23 protein-coding genes and 2 pseudogenes are annotated in these 25,420 nt (G+C 34.5%); 8 read left to right on the top strand and 17 right to left on the bottom strand.

What is annotated here, in order from left to right:
* The 4 genes from M014_RS0116830 to M014_RS0116845 all read right to left on the bottom strand — a co-directional run.
* A partial coding sequence (locus M014_RS0116830) for an IS3 family transposase (protein WP_026592777.1) occupies positions 1-233 on the bottom strand: 233 nt, incomplete at its 3' end.
* Between the two features lie 115 nt (positions 234-348).
* Complete coding sequence (locus tag M014_RS0116835) at positions 349-1,353, bottom strand: ABC transporter permease (RefSeq protein ID WP_026592778.1); 1,005 nt, start codon at positions 1,351-1,353, stop codon at positions 349-351.
* 3 nt (positions 1,354-1,356) lie between these two features.
* Entirely contained in the window at positions 1,357-2,217 is an 861-nt protein-coding gene (locus M014_RS0116840; protein ID WP_026592779.1) for an ABC transporter permease subunit, read from the bottom strand.
* Positions 2,218-2,325: 108 nt separating this feature from the next.
* A complete protein-coding gene (locus M014_RS0116845) occupies positions 2,326-3,060 on the bottom strand; it encodes a YwaF family protein (protein ID WP_026592780.1) in 735 nt (244 codons plus the stop codon).
* Positions 3,061-3,293: 233 nt separating this feature from the next.
* Between M014_RS0116845 and M014_RS0116850 the strand changes: the two genes are divergently transcribed.
* The 3 genes from M014_RS0116850 to M014_RS0116860 are packed head-to-tail and all read left to right on the top strand — an operon-like array spanning position 3,294 to position 6,252.
* Entirely contained in the window at positions 3,294-4,397 is a 1,104-nt protein-coding gene (locus tag M014_RS0116850) for an efflux RND transporter periplasmic adaptor subunit (protein WP_026592781.1), read from the top strand.
* A complete protein-coding gene (locus M014_RS0116855; RefSeq protein ID WP_026592782.1) occupies positions 4,394-5,068 on the top strand; it encodes an ABC transporter ATP-binding protein in 675 nt (224 codons plus the stop codon). Before M014_RS0116850 ends, M014_RS0116855 begins: the two co-directional genes overlap by 4 nt.
* Before the next feature lie 2 nt (positions 5,069-5,070).
* Positions 5,071-6,252, top strand: a complete 1,182-nt coding sequence (locus M014_RS0116860; RefSeq protein WP_026592783.1) for an ABC transporter permease — start codon at positions 5,071-5,073, stop codon at positions 6,250-6,252.
* Between the two features lie 67 nt (positions 6,253-6,319).
* Here M014_RS0116860 and M014_RS0116865 read toward each other — a convergent pair whose 3' ends face one another.
* Positions 6,320-7,408, bottom strand: coding sequence for a DUF871 domain-containing protein (locus M014_RS0116865; protein ID WP_026592784.1), 1,089 nt, complete (start codon positions 7,406-7,408; stop codon positions 6,320-6,322).
* A 319-nt stretch (positions 7,409-7,727) separates the two neighbouring features.
* Here M014_RS0116865 and M014_RS0116870 point away from each other — a divergent pair, with 319 nt between their 5' ends.
* The gene (locus tag M014_RS0116870) at positions 7,728-8,930 is read left to right on the top strand and encodes an MFS transporter (protein WP_026592785.1); all 1,203 of its coding nucleotides are present in this window, start codon (positions 7,728-7,730) and stop codon (positions 8,928-8,930) included.
* A gap of 21 nt (positions 8,931-8,951) precedes the next feature.
* On the opposite strand, the gene M014_RS29715 is transcribed toward M014_RS0116870, so the two are convergent.
* On the bottom strand, positions 8,952-9,860 hold the full coding sequence (locus M014_RS29715; RefSeq protein ID WP_197030406.1) for an Ig-like domain-containing protein: 909 nt from the start codon (positions 9,858-9,860) through the stop codon (positions 8,952-8,954).
* Between the two features lie 534 nt (positions 9,861-10,394).
* Here M014_RS29715 and M014_RS0116880 point away from each other — a divergent pair.
* Positions 10,395-12,050 (top strand): Na/Pi cotransporter family protein, encoded by a 1,656-nt coding sequence (locus M014_RS0116880; protein WP_026592786.1) that lies wholly within the window; start codon positions 10,395-10,397, stop codon positions 12,048-12,050.
* 60 nt (positions 12,051-12,110) lie between these two features.
* On the opposite strand, the pseudogene M014_RS28560 reads toward M014_RS0116880, so the two are convergent.
* From M014_RS28560 to hblC, 5 genes and pseudogenes are all read right to left on the bottom strand, one after another.
* A pseudogene (locus M014_RS28560) lies at positions 12,111-12,613 on the bottom strand (zinc-binding dehydrogenase); the annotation flags it as partial.
* 112 nt (positions 12,614-12,725) lie between these two features.
* Positions 12,726-14,126, bottom strand: a complete 1,401-nt coding sequence (gene hblB / locus M014_RS0116895; protein ID WP_026592788.1) for a hemolysin BL regulatory component HblB — start codon at positions 14,124-14,126, stop codon at positions 12,726-12,728.
* Positions 14,127-14,357: 231 nt separating this feature from the next.
* Positions 14,358-15,485 (bottom strand): hemolysin BL binding component B, encoded by a 1,128-nt coding sequence (hblA, locus tag M014_RS0116900; protein ID WP_026592789.1) that lies wholly within the window; start codon positions 15,483-15,485, stop codon positions 14,358-14,360.
* Positions 15,486-15,515: 30 nt separating this feature from the next.
* Positions 15,516-16,745, bottom strand: a complete 1,230-nt coding sequence (gene hblD / locus M014_RS0116905; RefSeq protein ID WP_026592790.1) for a hemolysin BL lytic component L1 — start codon at positions 16,743-16,745, stop codon at positions 15,516-15,518.
* Between the two features lie 70 nt (positions 16,746-16,815).
* Positions 16,816-18,135: a hemolysin BL lytic component L2 gene (hblC, locus tag M014_RS0116910; RefSeq protein WP_026592791.1), complete on the bottom strand. Its 1,320-nt coding sequence runs from the start codon at positions 18,133-18,135 to the stop codon at positions 16,816-16,818.
* Between the two features lie 835 nt (positions 18,136-18,970).
* Here hblC and M014_RS30675 point away from each other — a divergent pair.
* The 3 genes and pseudogenes from M014_RS30675 to M014_RS0116930 all read left to right on the top strand — a co-directional run.
* Positions 18,971-19,057, top strand: a pseudogene (locus tag M014_RS30675) (IS6 family transposase); the annotation flags it as partial.
* A gap of 252 nt (positions 19,058-19,309) precedes the next feature.
* Positions 19,310-20,512, top strand: a complete 1,203-nt coding sequence (locus M014_RS0116925; RefSeq protein ID WP_026592792.1) for an LCP family protein — start codon at positions 19,310-19,312, stop codon at positions 20,510-20,512.
* Positions 20,513-20,741: 229 nt separating this feature from the next.
* On the top strand, positions 20,742-21,182 hold the full coding sequence (locus M014_RS0116930) for a hypothetical protein (protein WP_026592793.1): 441 nt from the start codon (positions 20,742-20,744) through the stop codon (positions 21,180-21,182).
* A 64-nt stretch (positions 21,183-21,246) separates the two neighbouring features.
* On the opposite strand, the gene M014_RS0116935 is transcribed toward M014_RS0116930, so the two are convergent.
* The 6 genes from M014_RS0116935 to cdr all read right to left on the bottom strand — a co-directional run bounded on the left by M014_RS0116935 (position 21,247) and on the right by cdr (position 25,103).
* Positions 21,247-21,726: a DsrE/DsrF/DrsH-like family protein gene (locus M014_RS0116935; RefSeq protein ID WP_026592794.1), complete on the bottom strand. Its 480-nt coding sequence runs from the start codon at positions 21,724-21,726 to the stop codon at positions 21,247-21,249.
* A 90-nt stretch (positions 21,727-21,816) separates the two neighbouring features.
* Entirely contained in the window at positions 21,817-22,113 is a 297-nt protein-coding gene (locus M014_RS0116940) for a rhodanese-like domain-containing protein (protein ID WP_026592795.1), read from the bottom strand.
* Positions 22,114-22,127: 14 nt separating this feature from the next.
* Positions 22,128-22,496 (bottom strand): rhodanese-like domain-containing protein, encoded by a 369-nt coding sequence (locus M014_RS0116945; RefSeq protein ID WP_026592796.1) that lies wholly within the window; start codon positions 22,494-22,496, stop codon positions 22,128-22,130.
* Positions 22,497-22,551: 55 nt separating this feature from the next.
* Positions 22,552-22,779 carry a sulfurtransferase TusA family protein gene (locus M014_RS0116950; RefSeq protein ID WP_026592797.1) on the bottom strand — a complete coding sequence of 76 codons (228 nt, stop codon included), beginning with the start codon at positions 22,777-22,779 and terminating at the stop codon, positions 22,552-22,554.
* A 228-nt stretch (positions 22,780-23,007) separates the two neighbouring features.
* On the bottom strand, positions 23,008-23,271 hold the full coding sequence (locus M014_RS0116955) for a metal-sensitive transcriptional regulator (RefSeq protein ID WP_026592798.1): 264 nt from the start codon (positions 23,269-23,271) through the stop codon (positions 23,008-23,010).
* Between the two features lie 158 nt (positions 23,272-23,429).
* Positions 23,430-25,103, bottom strand: a complete 1,674-nt coding sequence (gene cdr, locus M014_RS0116960; RefSeq protein ID WP_026592799.1) for a CoA-disulfide reductase — start codon at positions 25,101-25,103, stop codon at positions 23,430-23,432.
* Positions 25,104-25,420 lie beyond the last annotated feature (317 nt).

Genomic DNA, 25,420 nt, shown 5'->3' on the forward strand with positions numbered 1-25,420 from the left:
GCATTTTCTTCTTCTATACTATTAAAATGCTTTCGCTTCCATATGCCACGTTGATCTTCAAACGATTGTCCTTTTTCGTAACGTTTCACCCATTCAACAATTTGAGCGTCACTTTTAATTCCTAACTGTGCTCGAATGAATTGTAATGTTTTTCCTTCCTCTAATCGAAGTCGAACGGCTTCTTGTTTTACTTCTTCTGTATATGTTTGAAATGATTGTCCTTTTTTCGCCATAAAAAAATCCCCTCCAGATAAACAATATTAAGTCCATCATACCAGATGGACTCTTTTTTACTGTCTACCTAAATGGGATAATACCACATTCTAACAAGTGCTTGCTTCTTTTCTTTTACATCGTATGTTTAAATGTAAATAACTCTTCTTTAGGAAGTGAAACCTGCTGCACCTCTTTTACTCCTTCTTGTTTTTTCCTTTCACCTACTCTTACTTTCGCGATTGCATCCTCTATACTTCGTGCAATCATATTCCCTGAAAAAATAGTAAGTCCAAAGAAAGTAATCGGTACGAGTGGAATCCACGGATGCACTGTTAGGGATCTAAAATAGACACCTATTAAACCTGACCATTCATGTGTATAAGAATCTAGTTCTTTATCCATTCCACCAAACTGTACCGTCCCTCCAAAAAATACTTCAAGTAATCCTAAATGAAGAAAAAGAATCAGTGTTTGAATAAACTGCTGCATAAACACAAGTACAAACGTCATATATAAGTGCGGAAAAACATGTTTCATAACAATATGCCGCTTACTTCCTCCTAGTATACGAGCAGCATCTATAAACTCTTCCTTTTGTAATTTCCGCACTTCATTCGCAATATAGAGAGAAATTGTAGGAATTGCAAGCACAATAAACAGTATGACTTGAAATGATGCTCTCTCAAAAAAACTTGATGTTTCTGCTCCATTTTCAAAGCTAGTCGCAAACCGAAGTAAAAAATATGCAATCATGACCGTTGGAATTACTGTAAAACTATCAAAAAAAGCTTCAATTTTTGAAAAGCCTCTTTTTATATAAGTTCCTAATATTATGCCAAAAAACACACCTATTATCATACGCATGATAGCAATAAAAGCAGATATACCAATCGTCCATTTTGCACCCTCAATAACTAAATTTAAAAGATCATAACCTTTTCGATCTGTTCCAAGTAAAAACTGCAATGAAGGCGAAAATGGTGGCACTTCTGGATTTCCTTGTGCATCATACTGCAAAGATACTTGCCGAATCTGTCCATCATTCCATATCGTATTTCCAATGCTTACGAGAACTAATACAATGAGAAATAAACTACTGATCCAAAACCTTCTATCACGCTTTATATATTTCCACATCTCTTACGCCCTCTCTTTCATCGCATCCGGAACGAAGTAATGAAACGACTTAAATAAAATAAAAATTGGGATGTAAATAAGTAAAACACCGATTGTAAACATCTCAATCGCTGGATAGTCTTTAATGAATATAAAAATACCGTGCGTATTAAAAAGCCATTCGATAATATATAAATTCGATAACATGAACCAAATATTCGTTTTCGCAAAAAACAGTGTACTAAGCAATACGTTTCGTACAACATGATGATTTAAAATATAAAAACGTTCCAATCCTTTTGCCTTCGCAAATAAAACATAGTCTTTTTCTAATTCTGTTTCAAAGCGAAGCAATAATAACTTGATAAACATAATCGTAGTTGGGATACTTAAACAAATAATCGGTAAGCCCCGAATTGATTCTCCCCCTAGTGCGGCAATTTTCACCGGTAAAAAACCTGTCTTTTGAAAAAACCATACGACAATAATTTGTGATCCAATAATAAGAAGAATGTCTGGAATAGACTCAAGAAAAAGAAGAAATGATTTGATACGATTTTGTATGTGCGAACGACTTCTAATTATGATATAAACAATACCAAAAGCCATACATAGAGAAATAAAAAATGAAGCTAAAAAAATAACCATTGTTTCTTTATAATGGATGAATAGTTGCGGAAATAACGGTTTATTCATCCCATATGTTAAGTTTGGAAGATCTATCAGTTTCATAGCTAACATCTTTACGGCCTGTACATACTGTGAAAAGTTAATATGCAATCCTTCAAATAATTTTGGAAGAGCACCTAAACAAATGATTCCTATAATGGAAAGGATCAATTGCACTGTAATATCTACCCCATTTGAAACGACCTTTCTTACCATTTTTCCCCTTCTCTCTATACAAATTTCCATTCTATTTATATTCTGTTCTATTTTATAAATAATTTTCAGAATTGTAAATATTTTCTACACAAAAAAAGAATCGCTAGATTAAGATTCTAGTGATTCTTTTTGTATCCGTTTTTCATTGCTAGCAAATGGCATATACAAAAGTAAACAGCCTATAAACGCAACAATTTCTAATGAAATAATATAGTATGGATGCGGTCCTAACATATCAAGTAATGAAGCTGTTTCAGGTTTATGTGCTAAAAACATATAATTGCCACCGGTTTCATAATTCACAAACGAAACGATTGGAATTAATAGATTTAAAAAAATCATCGTACGCTTGATTGAGTGAAAAGTCGGCCTATATCCTTCTACCCATGTCATAAAGAGCGGTGCCCATATTAATAATACATGTGCAATGAAAAATTCTATGAAGCGAAAATGCGGGAAAGCATACTGTAAGTTTGGCGTTAAGATTGCTTGTGATGCACCAATGATCCCCGTAAAAAAGACGATTTCGTATATTTTATAACTTTTTGTAATAACCATCATTGTTGCTAATAGTAAGCTAATCGTGCATAGTTCAAATGGTAATGATGTACTCGACTGAAAAATCCCAGCCTTCACTTGCCATACATCAAGCCCGATTTCACTTCCAATGAATAAAAAAGCTATCGCATAGCGAACCATCTTATTCCATTTCTCTTGACGAAGTAGATCTTGAAAATGATATAGAAAATACACTCCTATACCGATAAGAAGAAGTATCATAACATGTTGTTTTGAGTATGGAACAAACGGTTCTAATGGAGCTGCTCGAAAATAAGTTTCCATTTTTCTCCCTCCTTTCCTTCATAAAATATTATTGTAAGAAAGAAAAGGCTCGTCAATGAATTTGCTTACTTACAAAACAAACCTCGCTTATCCCATACAATCTCAGCCTAATTTTTATTAATCTGTAAACCTTACAAAACTGTAATGTTATTGTAAGCTAAAAAGATTTGTCATATTTTCCTTCTCTTCTATACTAAAAGTAGATACCAAAACGAGCGAAAGGTGATAAATAAATGAAAAAGAAAAATAAAGTAATCATTACTGGTTTAATAACAATTGGAATTGCCGCAGGTTCATATTTTGCTTTTGCTGGCGGTAGTTCTGATGTAGCTATGGCATACAGCAGTTATAAAGTAACAGAAAAGCAGATTGAAAATGCACAAAAATTTGGCGGCGAAGTCATTCCGAATGGAATAGAAACAATCGCATTTGATCCATCAAAAGGTACGTATGAGCTATCTGTTAAAAAGGGCGATGAAGTAAAAAAAGGGCAGCTACTCTTTAAATATAATGATCCTGCTATGAAATTAGGTGTAACAGAAGCAGAAATGCAAAAAAAAATGGCTAATAAAGAAGTGGAATTACTAAACAAACAACTAAATGCAGCAAAACAAAAGCTGCAAAAAGATAAAAATGCCGGTTCACCAGGGGAATTGTTAAAAGCAACTGAAACTGAAATCGGGCAACTTGAATCTCAGCTTGAAATGAAAAAATTTGAAGTTGAAAAAGCAACGCAAATGATTCAAGCAAGCAATGAAAAACTAAATACTCTTTCTGTAACAAGTCCTGCCGATGGCGTAATTGAAGATATTACAAAAAATGCAGATGAAAAAACTGGTATGAGCGGCATTACCCTTCGCACTGCTGGTCCTCTAAAAGTAAAAGGTCAGCTATCAGAATACGAATTAGCTCACGTTAAAGTTGGGCAAGAAGTAACCGTTACATCAAAAACTGTCCCTGGAAAAACATGGACTGGTAAAGTCACTGAAATCGGTACAACACCAGTAAAGAGCATGGATGAAAACAAGACAGTATCTAACTATCAATTTATTGTTACATTAGATAATAATGAAGAATTGCAAACTGGATTCCACGTATACGTAACAAGTAAATCAGGTGAAGCAACAGGTACAGTTGTTCCAAAAAGCAGCATTGTGAAAAAAGGCGATAAAAATGTTGTATTCATCGTGAAAGATGGAAAAGCAAAAGAACAAGCAGTAACTGTTGAATTCGAAACAGATAGCGAAGCAAAAGTGTCCGGCGTGAAAACAGGTGACCAAATCATCTCTAAACCAGAAAAAGACTTAAAGGATGGTATGGAGGTTAATGCCCAATGATTGATTTAAGAGGCATCACGAAATCCTTTCAAAACGGTGAAGAAACAGTTGAAATTCTGCATGGTATTGATGTAACGCTAAACCAGGGAGAATTCACTTCTATCATGGGGCCATCTGGGTCTGGTAAATCGACATTAATGAATATTATCGGGTGCTTAGATAAGCCGACAAACGGAACTTATTCATTAGCTGGACAAAACATTTCAAACATGTCTGAAACGGAGCTAGCTCATATTCGGAATAAAGAAATCGGATTTGTATTCCAAAACTTTATGCTGCTTCCTCGTCTCAATGCACTGCAAAATGTAGAGTTACCACTTATCTACGCTGGAGTAGACAAAAAGGAACGCCGCGAGCGTGCGTTAGCTGCACTAACAAAAGTAGGTCTAGCAGATCGTGCAACCCATTTACCAAATGAACTATCTGGTGGGCAAAAGCAGCGTGTTGCCGTTGCTCGCGCAATTGTAAATAATCCAAAATTCATTTTAGCCGACGAACCAACTGGTGCACTTGATACAAAGACAAGTAAACAAATTATGGACCTCTTTTACGAATTAAACAAACAAGGCTCAACAATCATTATGATTACCCATGATCGAGAAATTGGGGAAGCGGCAGCACGCCAAATTGTAATTCGTGACGGAAATATCGTCCAAGATTGGAGAGGTTAATTTTGAACATAAGTGAAAATATACGCATGGCCCTTTCCTCTATCTTCGCTCATAAAATGCGTTCTATTTTAACGATGCTTGGGATTATTATCGGAGTTAGTGCGATTATTACAATCATCTCTATTGGAGACGGAACAAACGCAAAGTTCCGTGAACAAATCGGGAAAGAAAAGACGGATCAATTTTCAGTAAACTATAAAACAGAAGATTATGCTGATATGGATGGAAAAATATCAGCAAGCATGTATGACAATGTCTCAAAAATTCCTGGTGTTCAAGATGTATACCCTGACGTTAGAGGAAAAGAAAAAGTGTATGCCGGAAAAAAAGAATTAGATATTGATATAATTGGTGCGAAAGGTGATTATTTTGAAGATGCTTCTAAATTTAAGCTTGAGCATGGCAGATTTTTAACAGCTGCTGATTTAGATAAACCAAAGCATGCAATTGTACTAAATAAAGATGCATTTGATAAATTGTTCCCTTCTTGGGAGGAAGGCTTATATCTTGATATAAAAGGTACTCCTTATAAAGTAGTGGGTGTATACTCTATCAAAGCAATGATGGGTGGCATGGAGTTTAAAGAAGGTATCATCTCTGCTGAAAACTGGCCTGTTCTATTTGGGAAAAATAATTATGACAGCTTAACAGTAAAAATTGCTCCAGGTCAAGATAAGCAAAATGTGCAAGATGCAGTTGTAAAATCATTAAATGATGCGAAAAAACCAGAGCATACTGGGAAATTCAAAGTACCAAATCCACAAGATGATTTAAAAGAGATTGATAACTTCACAGGTATATTAAAAAGTGTATTCGGTGGTATTGCAGCAATTTCACTTTTAGTTGGTGGTATTGGTGTTATGAATATCATGCTCGTTTCTGTAACAGAACGTACGCGTGAAATTGGTATCCGTAAAGCACTTGGTGCAACGCGCGGAAAAGTATTGATGCAATTCCTAATTGAATCTTGTATTTTAACAGCATTAGGCGGATTCATTGGATTTATGCTCGGTATTTTCTTCGCTTGGATTGTCGCAATTTTCGCGGGATGGCCACTTGTTGTTTCCATAAAATTAGGTTTAATTTCAGTAGCATTATCTATGTTAATTGGTATTCTATTCGGGTTACTGCCAGCTAACAAAGCTGCGAAACTTGATCCGATTGAATGTTTACGATATGAATAAACGAAAAAGGTTGCCTTATGATAGGAGGGCAACCTTTTTTAATTCAAAAAATTCATATTGATAGGGATTATTTTTTTAACACAAATCCAAACTTATCCCAAGCCTGTAAATAATCCAATAAGAAGATTTCCTCCTCTACTACACGGCCAACTACATTTGTCTTCCCTGTGTTTACCATATCTTTTAAAGCAATCTGTAATTCTCCTTTATATTGACCATATTGTTCGTTATCGATAAGAATGTCACCACGTTTAATCGCTCTTGTGTTATGCGGTTTAAACTCTTCTTTTTTATATTTCACACGGCTTTGTGTTGAACGAATCATATATTCAGACACATCCCCGCGGTAAAAATGTGGTTCTTCTAATATGATCTTTCTTTCTAATTCTGTTGTTGTTTCATAAATCTCTATATCAAACGTTTGCTTTTCTTTATTTACTTCTCCGAGCGCTTTTAATTCTTCTTCTGATGCATATGCATTCGCAATGATTACATCATCAATTAATTCTGTTGCAAATAAATGTTTTGCCTGCGTTGTCATCGGCAATTCACGATGTTGTTCAAGTGTACATAAACCTTCTGTTACCGGCCATGGACCATATGTCGCATCAAATGATGTAATAAAAGCAGCAGTTCTCATGCCGTAATCTTTAAATTGTTTTGAGCATTTTATAAAGTGATCATAAGAAATGCCCGAATAACGATGCGGATAAAAATTATGACAACCAATTAAATTTTCACGGTTCGGACGATGGCTCATAATATTATCAACATATTTCGTACCGTTACTCATATTAATCTCAATTTTCAATCCATACGGGTTATATGTCATAATAGATTCTTCTAATCCTGAGAAACCAACATCTAGACGAATACCATATGCACCTAATTTACTGAAGAATGAAAGATCGTTGTAAGAAATATCAAGCTGTTCAAAAACGGCCGGACTAATATCAACAAGTACTTGGAAACCTAATTCATTCGCATGCGAAATCGTTTCTTTAAACTCTTTAACAATTTTCTCTTTTTCCCCATCTACTGATAATAAACATGTAAACACACGTGTAAAACCATATCGATGCGCTAATGTTAAATATTCCTTATCTTTCTCTACTGTAGAATGTTCTGGATAAATAGAAATACCTAATCGTCTCATGCATATACGCCTCTTTCTTCTTCATCATTTTGTAAACCCTTTCAAATATGAATAGTAAAATAGTAGAAACCCCCATCTACTTCACTATTTATTTGAATCCGATTTCTTTTTAGAAAAAACATCTCTATCAATCATAACAACTAGCAGACTATACATCTATACTTTACCTTTTTTGCAGCAATTTGTGTAGTGATTACACAAATTTGTAAATTTTTTGGTCTCAAAATTGTTATTTCATTTCGATTCACCTTTCTTGACTGTTCGATTGGCCACTACATATACTCAAAAGAAGAGAGAAAAATATTTAGGGGATGAATATATGGGAGAAGCAGCACTCGTAAAACGAGAACCCTTATGGACAAAAGAATTTATGGCGCTCATCTTAGCAAACTTATGTATGTTTTTAGGTTTTCAAATGTTAATTCCAACATTACCTGTTTATGTGAAAGAAATTGGTGGTACAAGTTCAAACATCGGATTTGTTGTTGGAATGTTTACTGTGGCAGCTTTAATTATTCGGCCGCTCACTGGAAATGCACTACAAAAATTCAGTAAAAAGCTTATTTTAATGACTGGTACTGCAATTTGTCTACTAGCGATGGGCAGCTACCTATTTGCCTCCACTGTCTTCCTTCTTCTTGCTGTTCGCATTTTACACGGAGCTGGTTTTGGTATTACAACAACCACATATGGGACTGTAGTCTCTTACTTAATTCCTGCAGCACGCCGTGGCGAGGGTATGGGATATTTCGGCCTCTCTGGAACGATCGCGATGGCACTTGGTCCTCTTATCGGACTCTGGCTCATGCAGACTTATAGCTTTACGATTCTTTTTTTATGTGCGCTATCTTGCACAATAATTTCATTAATATTAACAAAGTTACTCAAAATTCAAGCAACTGAAAAACCAATTCCAGAAACACACGAAACGTTTTTAGATGGATTTATCGAAAGGAAAGCTTTACTTCCTTCATTATTAATACTATGTATTACATTAATGTACGGAGGAATTGGGAGCTTTATCACGTTATTCGCAGCGCAAGTCGGTATCGCTGATATTAGCCTTTTCTTCTTATTTAACGCTCTTGCCATCGCAGTAACACGTCCCTTCTCCGGAAGGTTATACGATGTAAAGGGCCATACATTTGTGATTATTCCTGGTGTTATCTTAACATTTGCAGGTATTATCCTATTATCATATACAACAACAATACCAAGTTTAATTATTGCAGCAAGCTGTTACGGAAGTGGATTCGGCGCCATACAGCCCGCCTTACAAGCATGGATGATTGACCGTGTAGCTCCGCATCGCCGCGGCGTTGCTACTGCAACATTCTTTTCTGCATTTGACCTTGGCATTGGAGCAGGTGCTATTATCTTCGGATTCATCGCACACTTTACAGACTATGCAACTGTATATCGTTATTCCTCTGTGTTACTTATCGCGTTTCTGTTTATTTACATTACAAATGTACGAAAGCAAAAACAGATGGATAAAAAAAATGAAAAGGCTGCTGGATGACCCAGCAGCCTTTTCTAACTCTTATTTATCACGATGATACTTTAAATTTGTTGTTACATTGTCTCCAAAATAAGTCTCAGACCCATTTTCTCCAGGAGCCAATATTTTCGTCGTTAACAGTACTTTATTTCCAGCTAATTGAATCGTTCCCTCTTGCAATACATTACTTCTTAGATTTGTAAATGTAAATGTTCCAACGCCATTATTATCAAAGGTAACAATAGCTCCTCCCTTTGCCCCATCCGGTCTCGCATTTGCACAATCTCTCGACTTTTGACCATGCATTTGTGCACCTAAATGAACTCTCGCTACATTTTTTTCACTAAACTGGAGTATAACAAAAATCCCATTTCCACAATAGTCATCTGAATCTGTCCATTTCCCATTGTATGATGTAAAGTCTTTTACTTGTACTACTTCTTTTTGGACATTTCCCTGCGGTTCAGATTCATTTTTCTTTTCAGTTTCCTCAGTTGTATTTTGTTTTTGACTCTCTTTCACGTTAAAAACTACTTTGAGCGGTTTTCCTATTTCTGAACCATCTGCTTTTCTCACTTTACTTGTTACAAATACCGTATATGTACCTTGTTTTTTCTCCTTATCCTTAGATTCAATAATAAGCTTTGTTCCATCTATTTTTAGCTTACTATCTACCTTCGCATTTTCTTCATCCATTACATAAACAGATTCAGGTGTCACCGTACCTGGATCAATTTTATGTTTCAAATCGATTTCCATTGGATCATTAGCAGTAATAGATGCCTGCACCGGAACTTCTTCAAATTGATCTTCCTTTGTAACCTTCTTTTCCTTCTCTTCCTTTTCCTTCTCTATTTTCGTATCAACTTGTTGCTTTTCAGAATTACAGCCTGATAAAATAGTTCCACATAAGATAAACATTATCATTAAAACCGTAGATCCATATTTCATTACTTTTTCCCCCTACTTAATTCTAAGCTAGATTATACAATCTTTATTTAACTATCTATTATTCTACTCCCCTCAACACTCTCACATTATACCAATTTTACAAAAATATAGAAATATCTATATTTATATGTTGTTTTATCACACCGGCTGCTTGTAATTCACAATAGCAGTTATGAAATTCGTAATTGTAAATGGAAATTCTTTCGTCAGGAACAATGCCTACTTTTTACAAATAGTGAAATGAGTTTACTGATACATATTCATGCTATTACTTTGCAAGACATAATTTATGTTTCATATTTCTCTAGCATTAACCCAAAACATATACAAAGGGCCTTTACATCCAATGGTATTCCTTTACAAAAACATCCTAAATACCACATTAAAACCAATTAAATCCAGGAGTTTCTTTAAATAAATGTAAACTTTTAACCCCTTTGTAAATTTAGTGTTAATTTTATCAGTAAATCGTTTACAGTACCTCAAATTTTAGTTGATAATTACACCGTACATGAAATTTAAGGAGTGAAATGTGTGGAATTTAATGTTCAAGACATGATCTTCCAGTTTATTGGTGGATTAGGTATTTTCTTATTCGGGATTAAGTACATGGGGGACGGACTGCAACAAGCAGCTGGTGATCGCCTCCGCGACATACTTGATCGCTTTACAACTAACCCACTTATGGGCGTACTAGCAGGTATGTTAGTTACCGTGCTCATTCAATCTAGTTCAGGAACAACTGCTTTAACAGTTGGACTTGTAAGTGCTGGATTTATGACGCTAAGACAAGCAATTGGTGTTATTATGGGGGCAAATATTGGTACGACCGTTACAGCATTTATTATCGGAATTAAAATCGGAGAATATGCTCTTCCAATTATGGCAGTTGGAGCAATCTTACTATTCTTCTTTAAAAATAAAAAAGTCCAATCTCTCGGACAAGTCGTTTTCGGATTCGGTATGTTATTCTTCGGTTTGGAATTAATGAGCACAGGTATGAAACCTCTTCGTTCTTTAGAATCTTTCCAAGAATTAACTGTTAGTATGAGTAACAGTCCAGTCCTAGGGGTTATCGTAGGTACAGTCTTTACATTAATTGTACAAAGCTCAAGCGCAACAATTGGGATCTTACAAGAATTATTTGGCCAAGGTGCAATCGATTTAAAAGCTGCTCTACCTGTACTATTCGGTGATAATATCGGAACAACAATTACAGCTGTATTAGCAGCGATTGGTACTTCTATTGCAGCAAGACGCGCAGCACTAGTACACGTTATCTTTAACATAGTTGGTACCATCATCTTTACAATTTTATTAGTACCATTTACAAATTTGATTCAATATTTCCAGACATCGTTAAACTTAAATCCAGAAATGACAATTGCTTTTGCTCATGGAACATTTAACGTAACGAATGCGATTATTCAATTCCCATTCATTGCAGTGTTAGCATGGATTGTAACAAAGATTATTCGCGGAGAAGATGCTGCAATTGACTTTAAACCACAGCACTTAAATCCAATCTTTATTGAACAATCTCCTGCCATTGCCTTAACAGAGGCGCAAAAAGAAATTATTCGTATGGCAGAGTTCTCATTACACGGACTAAAAGAAGCAACTCAATTTTTAAATACAAAAGAAAAGAAACATGCTAATACGGCAGCTCAATTAGAAGGTGCTATTAACAACTTAGATAGAAGAATTACCGATTATTTAGTATTACTTTCTGAAAAACCACTTTCACCAATGGATTCCGAAAAACATTCAGCCTTAGCATCTGTTGTCGGAGATATTGAGCGTATTGGAGACCATGTAGAAAACGTTGTGGAGCTTGTAGACTCTCAAATTTCTAATCGCATAACACTATCAGATGAAGCAATGGCAGAACTAAATGAAATGCTTGAACTTACAACTTCAACATTGCAAGATGCAATTGGCGCTTTAACAAACTTTGACACTGCACTCGCACAAACAGTCATTACAAAAGAACGTAAAATTGATCAAATGGAACGTGTGTTGCGTAAACGCCACGTACTACGCTTAAATGAACGTAGTTGCTCTGGTGATGCGAGTATCATCTTTGTTGATATGGTAAGTAATTTAGAGCGTATCGGTGATCACGCTGTCAATATTGCAGATGGAGTTTTAGGAGAACAAGGAAAATTCACATTAAAACAAACACTATAGTACAAAAAAAGACGTCCTGGATAAGGGCGTCTTTTTTCATATATTTAGATAGATCCGATATTATAACGCCTTCACAATTGTTCTTCCCTTTAATTTCCCTTGCAGTATAAGGTCAAATTTATCATTTACTTCTTCTAATGTGCATTCTGTCGTATAAGGTAATAAGTTTTGATTTTTCCACTCATCTCCTAATATTGAGCAAATCTGCTTTCTTAATATCATTGGACATTGTACAGAATCTACTCCGAGCAAATGAATGCCACGCAGGATAAATGGATATACGGAAGTTTTAAATTCATGTCCTGCAACGTTACCACACGTCGTTACACTTCCTCCGTATTGAAAGTGGTTGCTAATGTATTTTGGCCAACTGTGTCAATTACACCCGCATAAATTCCTTTAAACATCAGTTTTCCAGATTGATCATTTATTTCATCTCGATGAATAATTTCTTTCGCACCTAAATGAAGCAACATTTCTTTCTCTTCCACTTTTCCAGTCGCAGCTACTATCTCATATCCTAAGTGCGCTAAAATGCTAACTGCGACACTTCCCATTCCGCCTTTTCGACGTACAATGAACTTAAACAATTACTAGCCTCTTTCTAAACATTTCTCTTCATTTATCAACCTGTTTATACTTTTTTCAAACTTTGCAACTGAACCCTTTTCGGGTTCAGTTCATTATATTTTCTACTTTGTCTTTATATACAACGTATTCTTTCCCATCCACTACTGCTACCACCGCAAATTCATCTTTTGGATTGAATGAAAGCCAGTCAGCCCACATGTTTGTATTTGGTCCTCCACTCCACATATTATGAACAGTATTTTTAGTTAAATTCATAACTTTATAAGACGCATTTGGTGCATTTGTTCCAGTCTTTATTTCAAATGTGTATGCGTTATGAATTTTTTTATAAAAGTAGAAAACGTTTGATGGACGAAGCTGATTCATAAGATCCTGTTCTTTTTTCTCTGCAATTTTCATCCCTTCTTGTAATGTGACAACATCTGTTTTTAATGTTTTCCAGCTCTCTTTAGCTGCATCCAAGTTAGGTTTTAAGAATTTAAATTTATTTTGATCCGCTTTTTCAGATGCCTTATCAATATGTTCCAGCACTCCTGAATATTTAGAATCTAAATCATGCCATTGCGCGGACATATAAGTAAGAGAAGTAATGGCTTTATCAATTGCACTATGCATATCACTAATATTATGAAACGCAACTCCAACTACACGATTTAATGTTATTTTATAATCTACAGTCTGACGTAATTGTGATAATAAAGGCTCTAAACTTGATAACTTACTTCTTGCATCACCTATCATTATACCACCAGCAATCATCGTGGGGAAAAAGGGGATTTTCACCATTGTCAATCCTTTAGATTCTATGCCTTTCTGATAGTTTATATCCGCTAAAACTTCATCTAAACGCTTTTGGTCAGTCTCCACATCAGCACCTTGGTTTTTTAAAATCGATTGTAAAGTCTCTTTATGGCTTCCAAATGTTCTAACATCTTCTCCAATAGCGTCTTTTAATTTAGTTAATTCTTCTATTAATGCTTTTGCAGACTTTTGGTTTTGTTGAATTCCCCCCCATAAATCTGTAATCCCTTTTTTTAAAGTATCTCCATTCCCTGTATTAATCGCTTCTACTAATGTTCCATAATAATTTTCAAATGTTGTATCGTATTCAATAATGCCTGTTAATGTATCTAAAAGCTGTTTTTTTACTTTCGTATTCCATGTAACAGCATGTTCTCTAGCGTTCTTTTGATCTTGTGCAATTTTAATAGGTAAATCTGCATACCCATTAATAGTAATTCCTTCAAAACTCACATCTGGATTATTAATTAACAAATAAGAATATTCATTCATAGATTTTGCAAATAACCCAGCATCTTGCAAAGCTTTTTTCATCTGCTCTTCATTTGCTGAAAGAGATATATCTCCATTGTTCGTTTGTTCAATTTCACTTGCATAAGTTGCTACTGGTGTAACTGCATAAGTTGTTGTAATAGTTAAAAACGTCGATACAGCGAGTATTTTGTAAGGAATTTTTTTTATCATTTCATATTCCCCCTATGTAGGTTTTGATTATAGGTTCTATTCCTCTTTAAAAATAAAATGAGTTCTGCATCTTTATGAATATCATTCAAAGAGAATTTATAGTGAAAGGCGAAGTCCTTAATCAGACTCCGCCTTTTCGGTGTATTACAAATTGTTAAATTAATATTTAACGATTTGTCCCTAGGTTTTCTATGTTTTTTTAGGCGATTTTATAATAGAGCCGATCTTTCCCTATTGTTGCGGAGTAACAGATTCCACTTTTAATTCTTTTATCCCTTCTTTTAATGTGACAGCATCCGTTCTTAATGTTTTCCAACTGTCTTTAGCAGCATTCAAGTTAGGTTTTAAGAATTTAAATTTATTTTGATCCGCTTTTTGAGATGCAGTCTCAATATGTCCCAGTACTCCCGAATATTGAGAATCTAAATCATGCCATTGCGTGGACATATAAGTAAGAGCATTAATAGCATCATCAAGCGCCTTATGCATCTCATTAATATTATTATGCGCAACTCCAACTACACGATTTAATGTTGTTTTATTATCTACAGTCTTACGTAATTCTGCTAATAAAGGCTCTAATTTCCCTAAATTATCTCTTGCTACACCGACTATGATACCACCAATTATCGGTAGGCCTAAAATGGCACCTTTCATTACATTAAATCCATCAGACTCTAATTTTTTATAATAGTTTACTGAGCCTAAAACTTCATTTAAGCGCTTTTCATCAGCCTCAACATCAGCACCTTGGTTTTTTAAAATCGATTGTAAAGTCTCTTTATGGCTTCCAAATGCTCTAACATCTTCTCCAATAGCGTCTCTTAACTTAGTTAATTCTGCTATTAAATTTTGTGCACCCTTTTGGTTTTGTTGAATTTCACCTCGTAAATCTGTAATCCCTTCTTTTAAAGTATCTCCATCCCCTGTATTAATCGCCTCTACTATTGTGTCGTAATAATTATCAAATGTTGTATCGTATTCAACAATGCCTGTCAATGTATCTAAAAGCTGTTTTTTTACTTGCGTATCCCATGTAACAGCATGTGCTCTTGCATTCTTTTGATCTTGCACAATTTTACTAGGTAAATCTTCATACCCATTAATCGTAATTCCTTCAAAGTTCACATCTGGATTCTTAATTAACATATAAGAATAGGCATTCATAGATTTTGCAAATAACCCAGCCTTTTGCAATGTTTCTTTCATTTTCACTTCATTTGCTGAAAGAGACGTATCTCCATTGTTCGTTTGTTCAATTTCACTTGCATAAGTTGCTACTGGTGAGACTACAGAAGTTGTTGTCATAGTTAAAAGCGCCGATGCAACGATTAATTTGTAAGGGATTTTTTTCATCATTTCATATTCCTCCCATATAGGTTTTGATTTTTAATTCTTTGCTTCTTGTGTAAAAGCGATGTCTTTCGAAATGAATTCTGCATCTTTATGAATATCACTCCAACTTTGTTTAGCAGCTTTTAAATCATCAAGTATTAAAGAGAATTTATGTTCTTGCATAGAGTCGATATTATCATGTAAATCTGTATAATTAGCCCCCATTTTATTCCATTGTTGTTGGATATTTGTTAGAGACATTATCGCTTGATCCACTGTTTGATATAAATCTGTCAAAGTTGCTTTCGCGTTAGTAAGCGAAATAACTGCTTGGCTAGCAAGATCGGCTTTCGTACTTAGTTCACCGATTTTTTTAGAAATTTCGTTATAGGAGTTCATATGATTAGACGCCGTGACACCAGATGCTGTTCCTAAACCGATACCAGCTGCACCGAGAGCTGCAAGGCCACCAACAACAGCTGGTGTTGCTGTACCGCCAGTCACAACAATTACTACTCCTCCTGCGATGGCTGCAGCAACTAAAATGAATGCTCCCAATCCACCACCAATTGACCATGCTAATACATTGTTAAAATGCTCTGTCTGAGTAGAACGTAGCTTCTCAATTTCAGCTTGAAGTTGTGGAATCAGGGCATTATTTCCGGCTAATAGTGCCGTTAATCCACCTTGTCCATCTGGACCACCAACATTATTTTTAAACCCTGTAGAATTGTCATACAGTTTTGTTTTGAAGTCTTGTAACATCTTAATTACTTCTGTAACTTCTTTTGAATTTGTATTAATTGTAGTGATTAAATCATTTAAACCCTCTTTTAGCTCTGCTTTATCTTTCTTTTGTACAGCAGCTTCCAATATATCGTAATAATTTTTAAATTGTTCATCGTAATTTACAATATTACGTGCTGTTTTTTGAATCTTCGGCTTCGCTGTATCTAACCAATAATTTGCATTGATTCGTGACAGTTCCTGATTAAGGTGAATATTTTTAATTAATTCTGCTCCTTCTGAACCTAAATCAATATTGGATAAATTTATATTTGGTTGTTTAATCATTGTTTTTGCGTACAAATCCATTACAAGAATATGAGATCCTGTTTCAGCTAATGCTTTCTTCAGCCCTTCAGGTCCTAATTCATAATTCCCTACTTTTTGTTCTTGAGCGGTCTGTTCTTGTGCAAGTACATGAATAGTGTTACCGTTAGTAGTAGTTATAAGTGTTGCTAGAGTGGCTACAGCTAACACTTTAAATGGAAGTTTTTTCATAACTATTCTCCTTCTCAGTTTTTTGATAGATTCTTATAATCTTTAAATTATTTTCATTAAATTCATAATATTAAAACTTATTAGCTTGCTCTTCAAGGTAACTTGTTACATTTTTTAATTGTCTTAATGTATCTTTTTGAGACTGTTGATCAGTTGTATCAACATTAGTAGATAATTTTGTAATACTATTTTTGATTAGATTCAAATCTTCTTTATAGCGTTTTAGTAGGTCAAGTTCTACATCCACTTGATTTGCAAATGTATGTAAATCATTTTGCATAATAAGAAGCATTGATTTTTGTAAATCCGCTACTGTTAGGTTCTTTGTTAAATCATAAAATTTTTGGTTTTGTGTCTCTAAATCATCTAAATGTGCTCGCTGCTCGGCTGTTAGTTTATTTACTTCAGCGAAGGCACTATATGTGCTCTTAATTTTTTCAGGGTCAATAACTTTCGTAAGGTCATACTCTTTCGTTTGTGCAGCTGCTGCTGCTGCTATTTCACCTTGTTTGCTTTTTTCAATTGCTTCACGAGCTGCTTTTTTAGCCGATTCAATCTCTAGAGCAGATTTACCCTGTTCTTTCGCTTCTTGCTCTGCTTTTTTCTCTGCTTCTAAAATAGAGTTGTTAATTTCTTTTCCTTTGTTATACGCTGCCACCGCCGTTTGAGCAGCCGGTTCAATGATATCTTTTGCAAGACTATAGATCTCTTGGAATATCTTAAGTCCTTGTTCATTTAAAGCTCCTGGTAATAATGCTATCTGTTGTAAATCATCTTGAATTGATTTTTGGGTATTTAGTAATTCATTTTTTAGCTGGTCTATTTTCCCTGTTCCCTCTGAACTTAGTACACCCTGTGCTTTTGTCACGTCAGTATCGAGATCTTTAAGCTTTGTATCAAGCTGTAATTTAAGATCTGTTAATTCATTAATCTGACGTTGTACGTTTTCTTGGTTTGTCGTAGCTTTATCTTGAAGAACTTCAAGTCTATCCAAGAACCCTTCTTTATCTTCTTTATTGTCTACAAACTGTTTTAATGCTGGGTAATAGCTATTAAATTGCGTTACAAATCCTTTACTTTTTGAATTTAATAGAATTAATTTTGGATAAAGTTCCGATGACCATTCGTTCATATCTTGTTTGATTAGGGATTGGTTCGTATTTAAAGATGGAACTTCCTCTAGTTGTACATTAGGGCTCATTAAAGCTTTATCTATATATGTTTGAATTAATTTAGATTGTGCACCTAATTTTCGTAATGATGAGGAAATATCCATATTTTCCTGTTGCGTTTCTGCTTGAACGATTGGTGTTGCGAGAGTATTAATAGGAATATTCACTCCAGTAACAATGGATGTTATTAAAAACCCTGTAAGTATTTTATGTTTCATTCAGTACACCTCTTTACTATTGTCTTTTACAATTTTATTCATACATCTTGAACGACCTAGCGCTAGGGTCTCTTCTTGCACATGCTTGAGGAAGGAGAATTCTTTTGGATAGAGTGCTAAACTCTCGTTTCTCATAGAATGTAAGGACCTTACTTCCCCCTCATTTAAATACTATGTTTTTCACAAGTAAACAATAAAATTTCATCACCTAATTTGAAGTAGCTGCCAAATGAATAGTATAATATTTATTTTTCTCTGGAGTTGCTGTTTGACTTACAGAAGCCCAGATAGATAAACCCATTGCTTATACTTTCACCTCGGATTAAATAAGATTATTTTTGCTTTGTAGAGACTTAAAATTCCATTTTTACAAATGCGACACTTTTTTGATTCTAAATTATTACCAAACCTAATAAACTGAGTATTCCAAAAATTATTTTTAGCATAGTGTTACTTGAAACTTTATTGCACTTTTATTAGTACAACCCTCTCCTCTCCTTAGTGGTCATACCAATTACACCTTTATTAAAACATTAAATTTTTAATGCGTAAATAGTAGAATTTTGTCGACTATATTCAAAAATTTAGTTGTTGAATATTAATGCGAGTGGAAATATTATACTTATAAAATTATTTTTCAGTATTATTTAAGTAATTACAATAGTTACAACTTGATATATCCCGTTGAAAAATAACCATTTTAATTTTCAAACAACATTTAATTATTGTTTAATATAATTTAATCACACTCTGCATAGTAATCCCCCTTATTTAGATATGCAAAATTACATATCCAAATAAAGGCTTAAATAAGATGTGCTCTTATAAATAGCTAGCTGTAGAGAAAGAAAGGCGAAATCTTCAAATAGACTCCGCCTTTTCGACGTACAATGAACTTCAACAATTACTAGCCTCTTTCTAAACATTTCTCTTCATTTATCAACCTGTTTATACTTTTTTCAAACTTTGCAACAAAACCTTTCAACAAATCTTACTTCTCTATTGCTTATTCTCCTAAAATTTGGTTCGTAACCCCCAAAAAAATCTGACTTTTCGAAAAATAAATCGAATTTTTGTGAAATGTAAATGATTTGTAATGTTCTTTTCCACCAAATTTCATTATAATTAGGTGATATGAGTGTCGTATTTTAATCCAAATGAAGGAGTATATGAAATGGATCAAATCCCATCTTGGCAAAAAAATATACGAAATAATACGAAAAAAGGAAGGAAAAAAACAAAAATCGTTATAAGTGCTCTTTTAGTATTTTTAATAATAGGAGGCAGTTATACTTGGTTTTTAGTAAATAAAGCATCCTCTGCTGTTCGAAATGCTGCTCACGGTTTAGCACGGGGGGATAAATCAGATTTACGTGATAAAGCAGTGAAACCTATTTCTAATAATGTATCTGTATTAATCATGGGCGTTGATGAAAGCGATACACGTGGCAAAGAATACGGTGCTGCTATCAGAACAGATGCAATGTTACTTGCAACTTTTAATAAAGATAGTAAAACTGTAAAACTTTTGAGTATTCCACGAGACACATATACTTATATCCCAATAGAAAAGAAAATGGATAAAATTACACATGCACATGCATATGGTTCTGCTAAAAACGGGAAAAATGGTGGCCCGCAGGCTAGTATTGATGCAGTAGAAAAATTACTCAATGTTCCTGTTGATTACTTTGTAAAATTCAACTTTAAATCATTTATAAAAATTGTGGATGATTTAGGTGGTATTGAAGTAGATGTTCCTGTTGAATTTACTGAACAAGATAGTAACGATAACGCAGGTGCAATCCACTTGAAAAAAGGCGTTCAAAAATTAAACGGTGAAGAAGCTCTTGCTCTTGCAAGAACACGTCATATTGATAGTGATGCAATGCGTGGTCAACGCCAACAGCTTGTTATTGAAGCCATTCTGAAAAAGCTAGCAAGCGTTGATTCTGTAACAAAAGTAGGCGATATTATTGATCACATTGATGGACAATTCGTTACAAACTTAACATTTGATGATATGTTATCATTCTATAAATACGGTGTAGATTCTTCAATTGAAAATTTACAGATTAATGGTAAAGATTGTTATATGTCAGCTGGTGATAAAGAATGTGGTCGCGCAAGTGACGGTGGTACGTATTATTATGTTCCCGTAGAAGAAGATTTAGACAATTTAACAAAACAACTTCGTACTCATCTTGGACTATCTGAGTATAAGAAGGTTGATTCTGATAATAAAGAAGACAAGAAAAAAACAAACTCTGAGAAAACAAAAGATACAAATAACGATAGCGATAATCACCAAAATTCTACTACCAAAAAAAATAACAATAACGATGAAGATACAGAAACAACATCGAATGAGAATTAATAAAAAACCCAGCTCTATGAAGGTAGAGCTGGGTTTTTTATACTTTTAATTCCGCTATAAGATGTGACTTCTATCCGTGAGATATTCTTTGTTTTTCCAAATCAGATGGTTCCTGTCTGTTCATACACAATAACATTTTAAAAATTCTAACTTTTCATCTATCAATTTCCATATCTTTAAATTATAATAAAGGATAGGTGTATATTCCAATTAACAGGAGGTAAAACATATGAAAGCTGCGGTAAAACATAACGTTTCAGACTTTAAAGATTATCTAAAATCCAATGAAATATATATGGAAGAAAACATAGATGAAAATGATGGCTCTGTATTTTTTTCAGTGAACTTAGATACAGAGAGTGGCGCAAAAGTTCGGCTTATTGCTGCCTTTAATAGCGAGCATCCTACGGTCGATATATATTGCTTCAATGTCGCTCAAGTTCATGATTCAACTAAAAAAAGCGAATTATTGCATGTAATCAACGAACTAAATACAGCATATCGATTCGCAAAATTCACAATTAGTAATAGCGATTCTATCGACATTTCGACTTCCCTTGTATTTACAGAACCATACTTTAATCCTGCCCTTGTATTTGAACATACAAGACTATTATATAAAGCTGCAGATGATGAATATGGAAGATTAATGAAAGTTATTTGGGCTTAATCAATGAACGCCACTAGTTCTCCAATGGCGTTCATCGTTTTTTCTTAAGGAATCTATTTACTTATCAAATAAATAGATTCACATTTCCATCAGAAGCATCTGCTAAATAAGCTGCCACACCAGCAAACTCGGCATCTTCCATGATCTCTTCTTCTTTTAACCCTAATAAATCAACTGTCATTTGACAGGCTACAAGCTTAATACCTTGTTCTTTTGCCATATCAATTAAGTCTGGAAGTGGCATAGCGTTATGCTTTTTCATAACATGCTTAATCATTTTAGGACCCATCCCCGCAAAGTTCATTTTGGATAATCCCATCTTATCTGCACCTTGAGGCATCATCTTTCCAAACATTTTCTCCAAAAAGTTTTTCTTTACCTTCACATGTCCATCTTTCCGAAGTGCATTTAGCCCCCAAAACGTATGAAAAATCGTCACTTCCTGATCATATGCCGCTGCACCATTCGCAATAATATATGCCGCCATCGCCTTATCGTAATCTCCACTAAACAAAACGATCGTTGTTTTCTTCTTATTCTCCATGTTAACTCTCCACCTCTATATACCTATATGGGTATTACAAAAAATATACGAAACCCTTTATTTATAAAAAACACTGCCTTGTATACAGTATTATTCTGTTTTACCTTTCCACTCTAACATGCCACCAGTCATATTTATAACCTTAAAACCATTGCTTTCTAAAAACTGAGCAGCTCGTGAGCTTCTCCCTCCAGAGAGACATACCATAATATATTCTTTGTTTTTATCTAATTCATGCATACGAAATTCCAATAAACCAAGTGGAATATGAAGAGTTCCTGGAATTTTCCCTTCCTTTACCTCTTCTACTTCACGAACATCGATTATATTTAATACTTCGTGGTTCATCAATTTATTTTCTAATTCTTTTGCTGTCATTTCTTTCATTTTTTATTTCCTCCTTAATTCCAAGCATTCATACCACCTGAGACATTCGTAATATGTTGAAAGCCTAATTTTTTTAGCATTTTTGTTGCTTGTTTACTTCTCATTCCACTTTGACAAATAACAATTACTTCTTTGTTTTTATCTAAATGACTCGCTTTTTGTGCGAACTCATTTAAGGGGATATTTTGGAATCCTTGAATGTGATTCCCCCTAAATTCACCTTGTGTGCGAACATCAATCAATTGTTTGTTCTTTTTATGAAGTAAACCTCTTAGCTCTTTCCCACTTATATTTTTAACACCCTTAACCGGTAAAAAGCGAGAAATGATAAACGAAGCAACAAGTATAGTTAAAATGATATTGAATACTGTATTTGCCCCCATACACACTCTCCTCTAATCTTTCTCTATACGATTCGTATCCGTAGAACAGTCATTTTTACGCTTTTTTAATCCAGAATTTTAGTACACCGTTTTCTTCCGTATGATCTAGTACTTCATGCCCACCTGTTTTTGACCACGCTGGAATATCCTTTATCGCGCCTTTATCTGTTAAGTGAATCTCTAACACTTCTCCAGACTGTAAAGCTTCCATAGTTTTTTTTGTTTTTACGATTGGCATTGGGCATGCTAAGCCTTTCACATCTAATACTTGTTTTGCATTCATATTCTATACCTCCATCTTTTTCTTCTATTTTTCAATCCATATCATTTGCTTTACTACGAACATCTACATGAATATAACTTTCTCAGCACATCTATTGTTTGTAATGATAAGTCAATCGCTACCTTACCCCCTATGGTATATTTCCGTTTAAAAAAATTTAACATCCTATATACCTATAGGGGTATGAAGTGATGTTTTAAAAATCTGTCAACACATTCGTTTGACAGATTATCTACTTTTCACAAGTAATTGTACAGCCTCTTTAATCAAATCTTCATTTGATGTATCGCCTTTTTCAAATTGGTCTCGCAAACATTTCTCCAAGTTTGTCCCGACAATTAATCCGATTGCGCGATCCATAGCAGAACGTGACGCTGTTAATTGTGTAATTACCTCTTTACAATCCTTCTCTTCCTCAATCATTCGAAGAACACCACGAATTTGTCCTTCAATTCGCTTCAGCCTATTTTTAATATCTTGATTATATTCCAATGCCCGATCACCTCAATATTTTCTAAAATATGCTTTATTGAAAGAAATACTTACTGTAGTAAGATTTTGATTTGCATTTACAAACCATCTTATACCCTTAAGGGTATTTTGTAAAGCACTATTTTAGTTAGCTTTATCATAATGAATAGGGATTTACTTTAAACCTCTTTATAGACAATCTGGTCTGGCAAGGCAGTTGCATACAATTTAAAACCACCATCTACATTTTTCACCTTATATCCTTTTTCCATTAACATACGTGCAGCAACATAGCCCCTCATACCGAGCTGACATGTAATATATATTTCTTCATTTACTGGAATTTCATCCAATCTTTCACGCAATTCGTCTAATGGAATATTAACCGATCCCTTAATCATTCCTTGTTTCAACTCATTTGGTTCACGAACGTCAATCAAATATCCACCGTTTTGGACAATATGGTCAATCTCATGCCATTGCACAGTATCTACAAGCCCTTCGATTATATTACTTGCAGCATACCCCACCATGTTTACTGGATCTTTTGCAGAAGAATACGGCGGTGCGTATGCTAATTCTAAATCTGGTAAATCCATTACCTTTAGCTTCGCTTTCATTGCCGTTGCAATGACATCAATTCGTTTATCTACACCGTCACGTCCAACAGCTTGTGCACCATAAATTTCGCCTGACTCTTTATTAAAAATTAATTTTAATAAAATAGGATATGCATTCGGATAATAACCCGCATGAGAATTTGCCTGTACATGTGCTACCTCATAGGGTATATTCAAATGCTGCAATACCTTTTCATTTACTCCTGTTGAAGCAACTGTCAATTCAAATACTTTTGCAATTGATGTTCCCATCGTTCCTTTGTATACCGATTCTGTATGCCCATGAATGATATCCGCTAATAGACGACCTTGTCGATTTGCTGGCCATGCTAACGGAATCATTGTTTCTGTTTCCGTTACAAAATCTTTTACCTCAATCGCATCACCAATCGCATAAATAGACGAATCCGAAGTTTGTAGTTTTTCATTTACTTTAATTGTTCCTCTTACTCCAAGTGCTAATCCTGCTTCTTTTGCCAAACTACTCTCTGGCTGAACACCGATAGAAAGAATAATCATATCTGTATTGATTTTTGAACCACTTTTTAAACGAACAACTTTACCATCTTCTTCAAAAGCCTCTACTCCATCTTTCAAAATGAGCTGAACGCCATGCTCCTCCATGTGTTCATGTACATATGCTGCCATTTCATAATCGATTGGTGGCATTACTTGATTATTCATCTCAACAAGCGTCACATCTATTCCTTTTTCTCTCAAGTTTTCTGCCATTTCAACCCCAATAAATCCTCCACCAATAACAGTCGCATGGCGTGGTTTCTCCTCATCAATATACCCTTTAATGCGATCTGTATCTGGTACATTCCGTAATGCAAACAACGCCTTTGCGGTTTCAATTCCTGAAATAGGTGGCACAATTGGCTTAGATCCTGGTGAAAGAATTAAAACATCATAAGATTCTTCGTATGTTTCATTTGTCATTACATTTTTCACAATAATTGTTTTTTCTTCTTTATTAATTTTTATCACTTCACTTAATACACGTATATCTAAATGAAATCGCTTTGACATCTTCTCAACTGTTTGCACTAACAACTTCTGTCTCTCTTGAATCACACCGCCAATGTAATACGGCAATCCGCAGTTCGCAAACGAAATATATTCGCCTCGCTCAAACATAATAATTTCATCCTCTTCACTTAAACGACGAAGACGCGCTGCTACTGATGCTCCGCCGGCAACTCCACCGACTACGACGATTTTTTTACTCATATTTCCCTAACCTCCACAACTATTTTTTCTTACTGCTACAGATATATACAAAATTAAAATTACATATACCCGTATAGGTATATAATAACCGTAAAAAAATATAATGACAATATATAAAGCTCGAACTTTATACTTGTTCACTAAATTGAAACATACTTGGTATGAAAAAAGCCGCTGATTTATTCCAGCGACTTTACACATATTTCTATCATGAGAACATACTACGCTTGCTTTCAACTTGGCAAATTCAATTGCTTCAGCAGACGTTACATTCATTTCACCAAGTATGCGTTGATGCCAGAACGTAGTCTAACCTT

The organism is Bacillus sp. UNC437CL72CviS29 (assembly GCF_000482345.1).
Lineage (GTDB): Bacteria > Bacillota > Bacilli > Bacillales > Bacillaceae_G > Bacillus_A > Bacillus_A arachidis.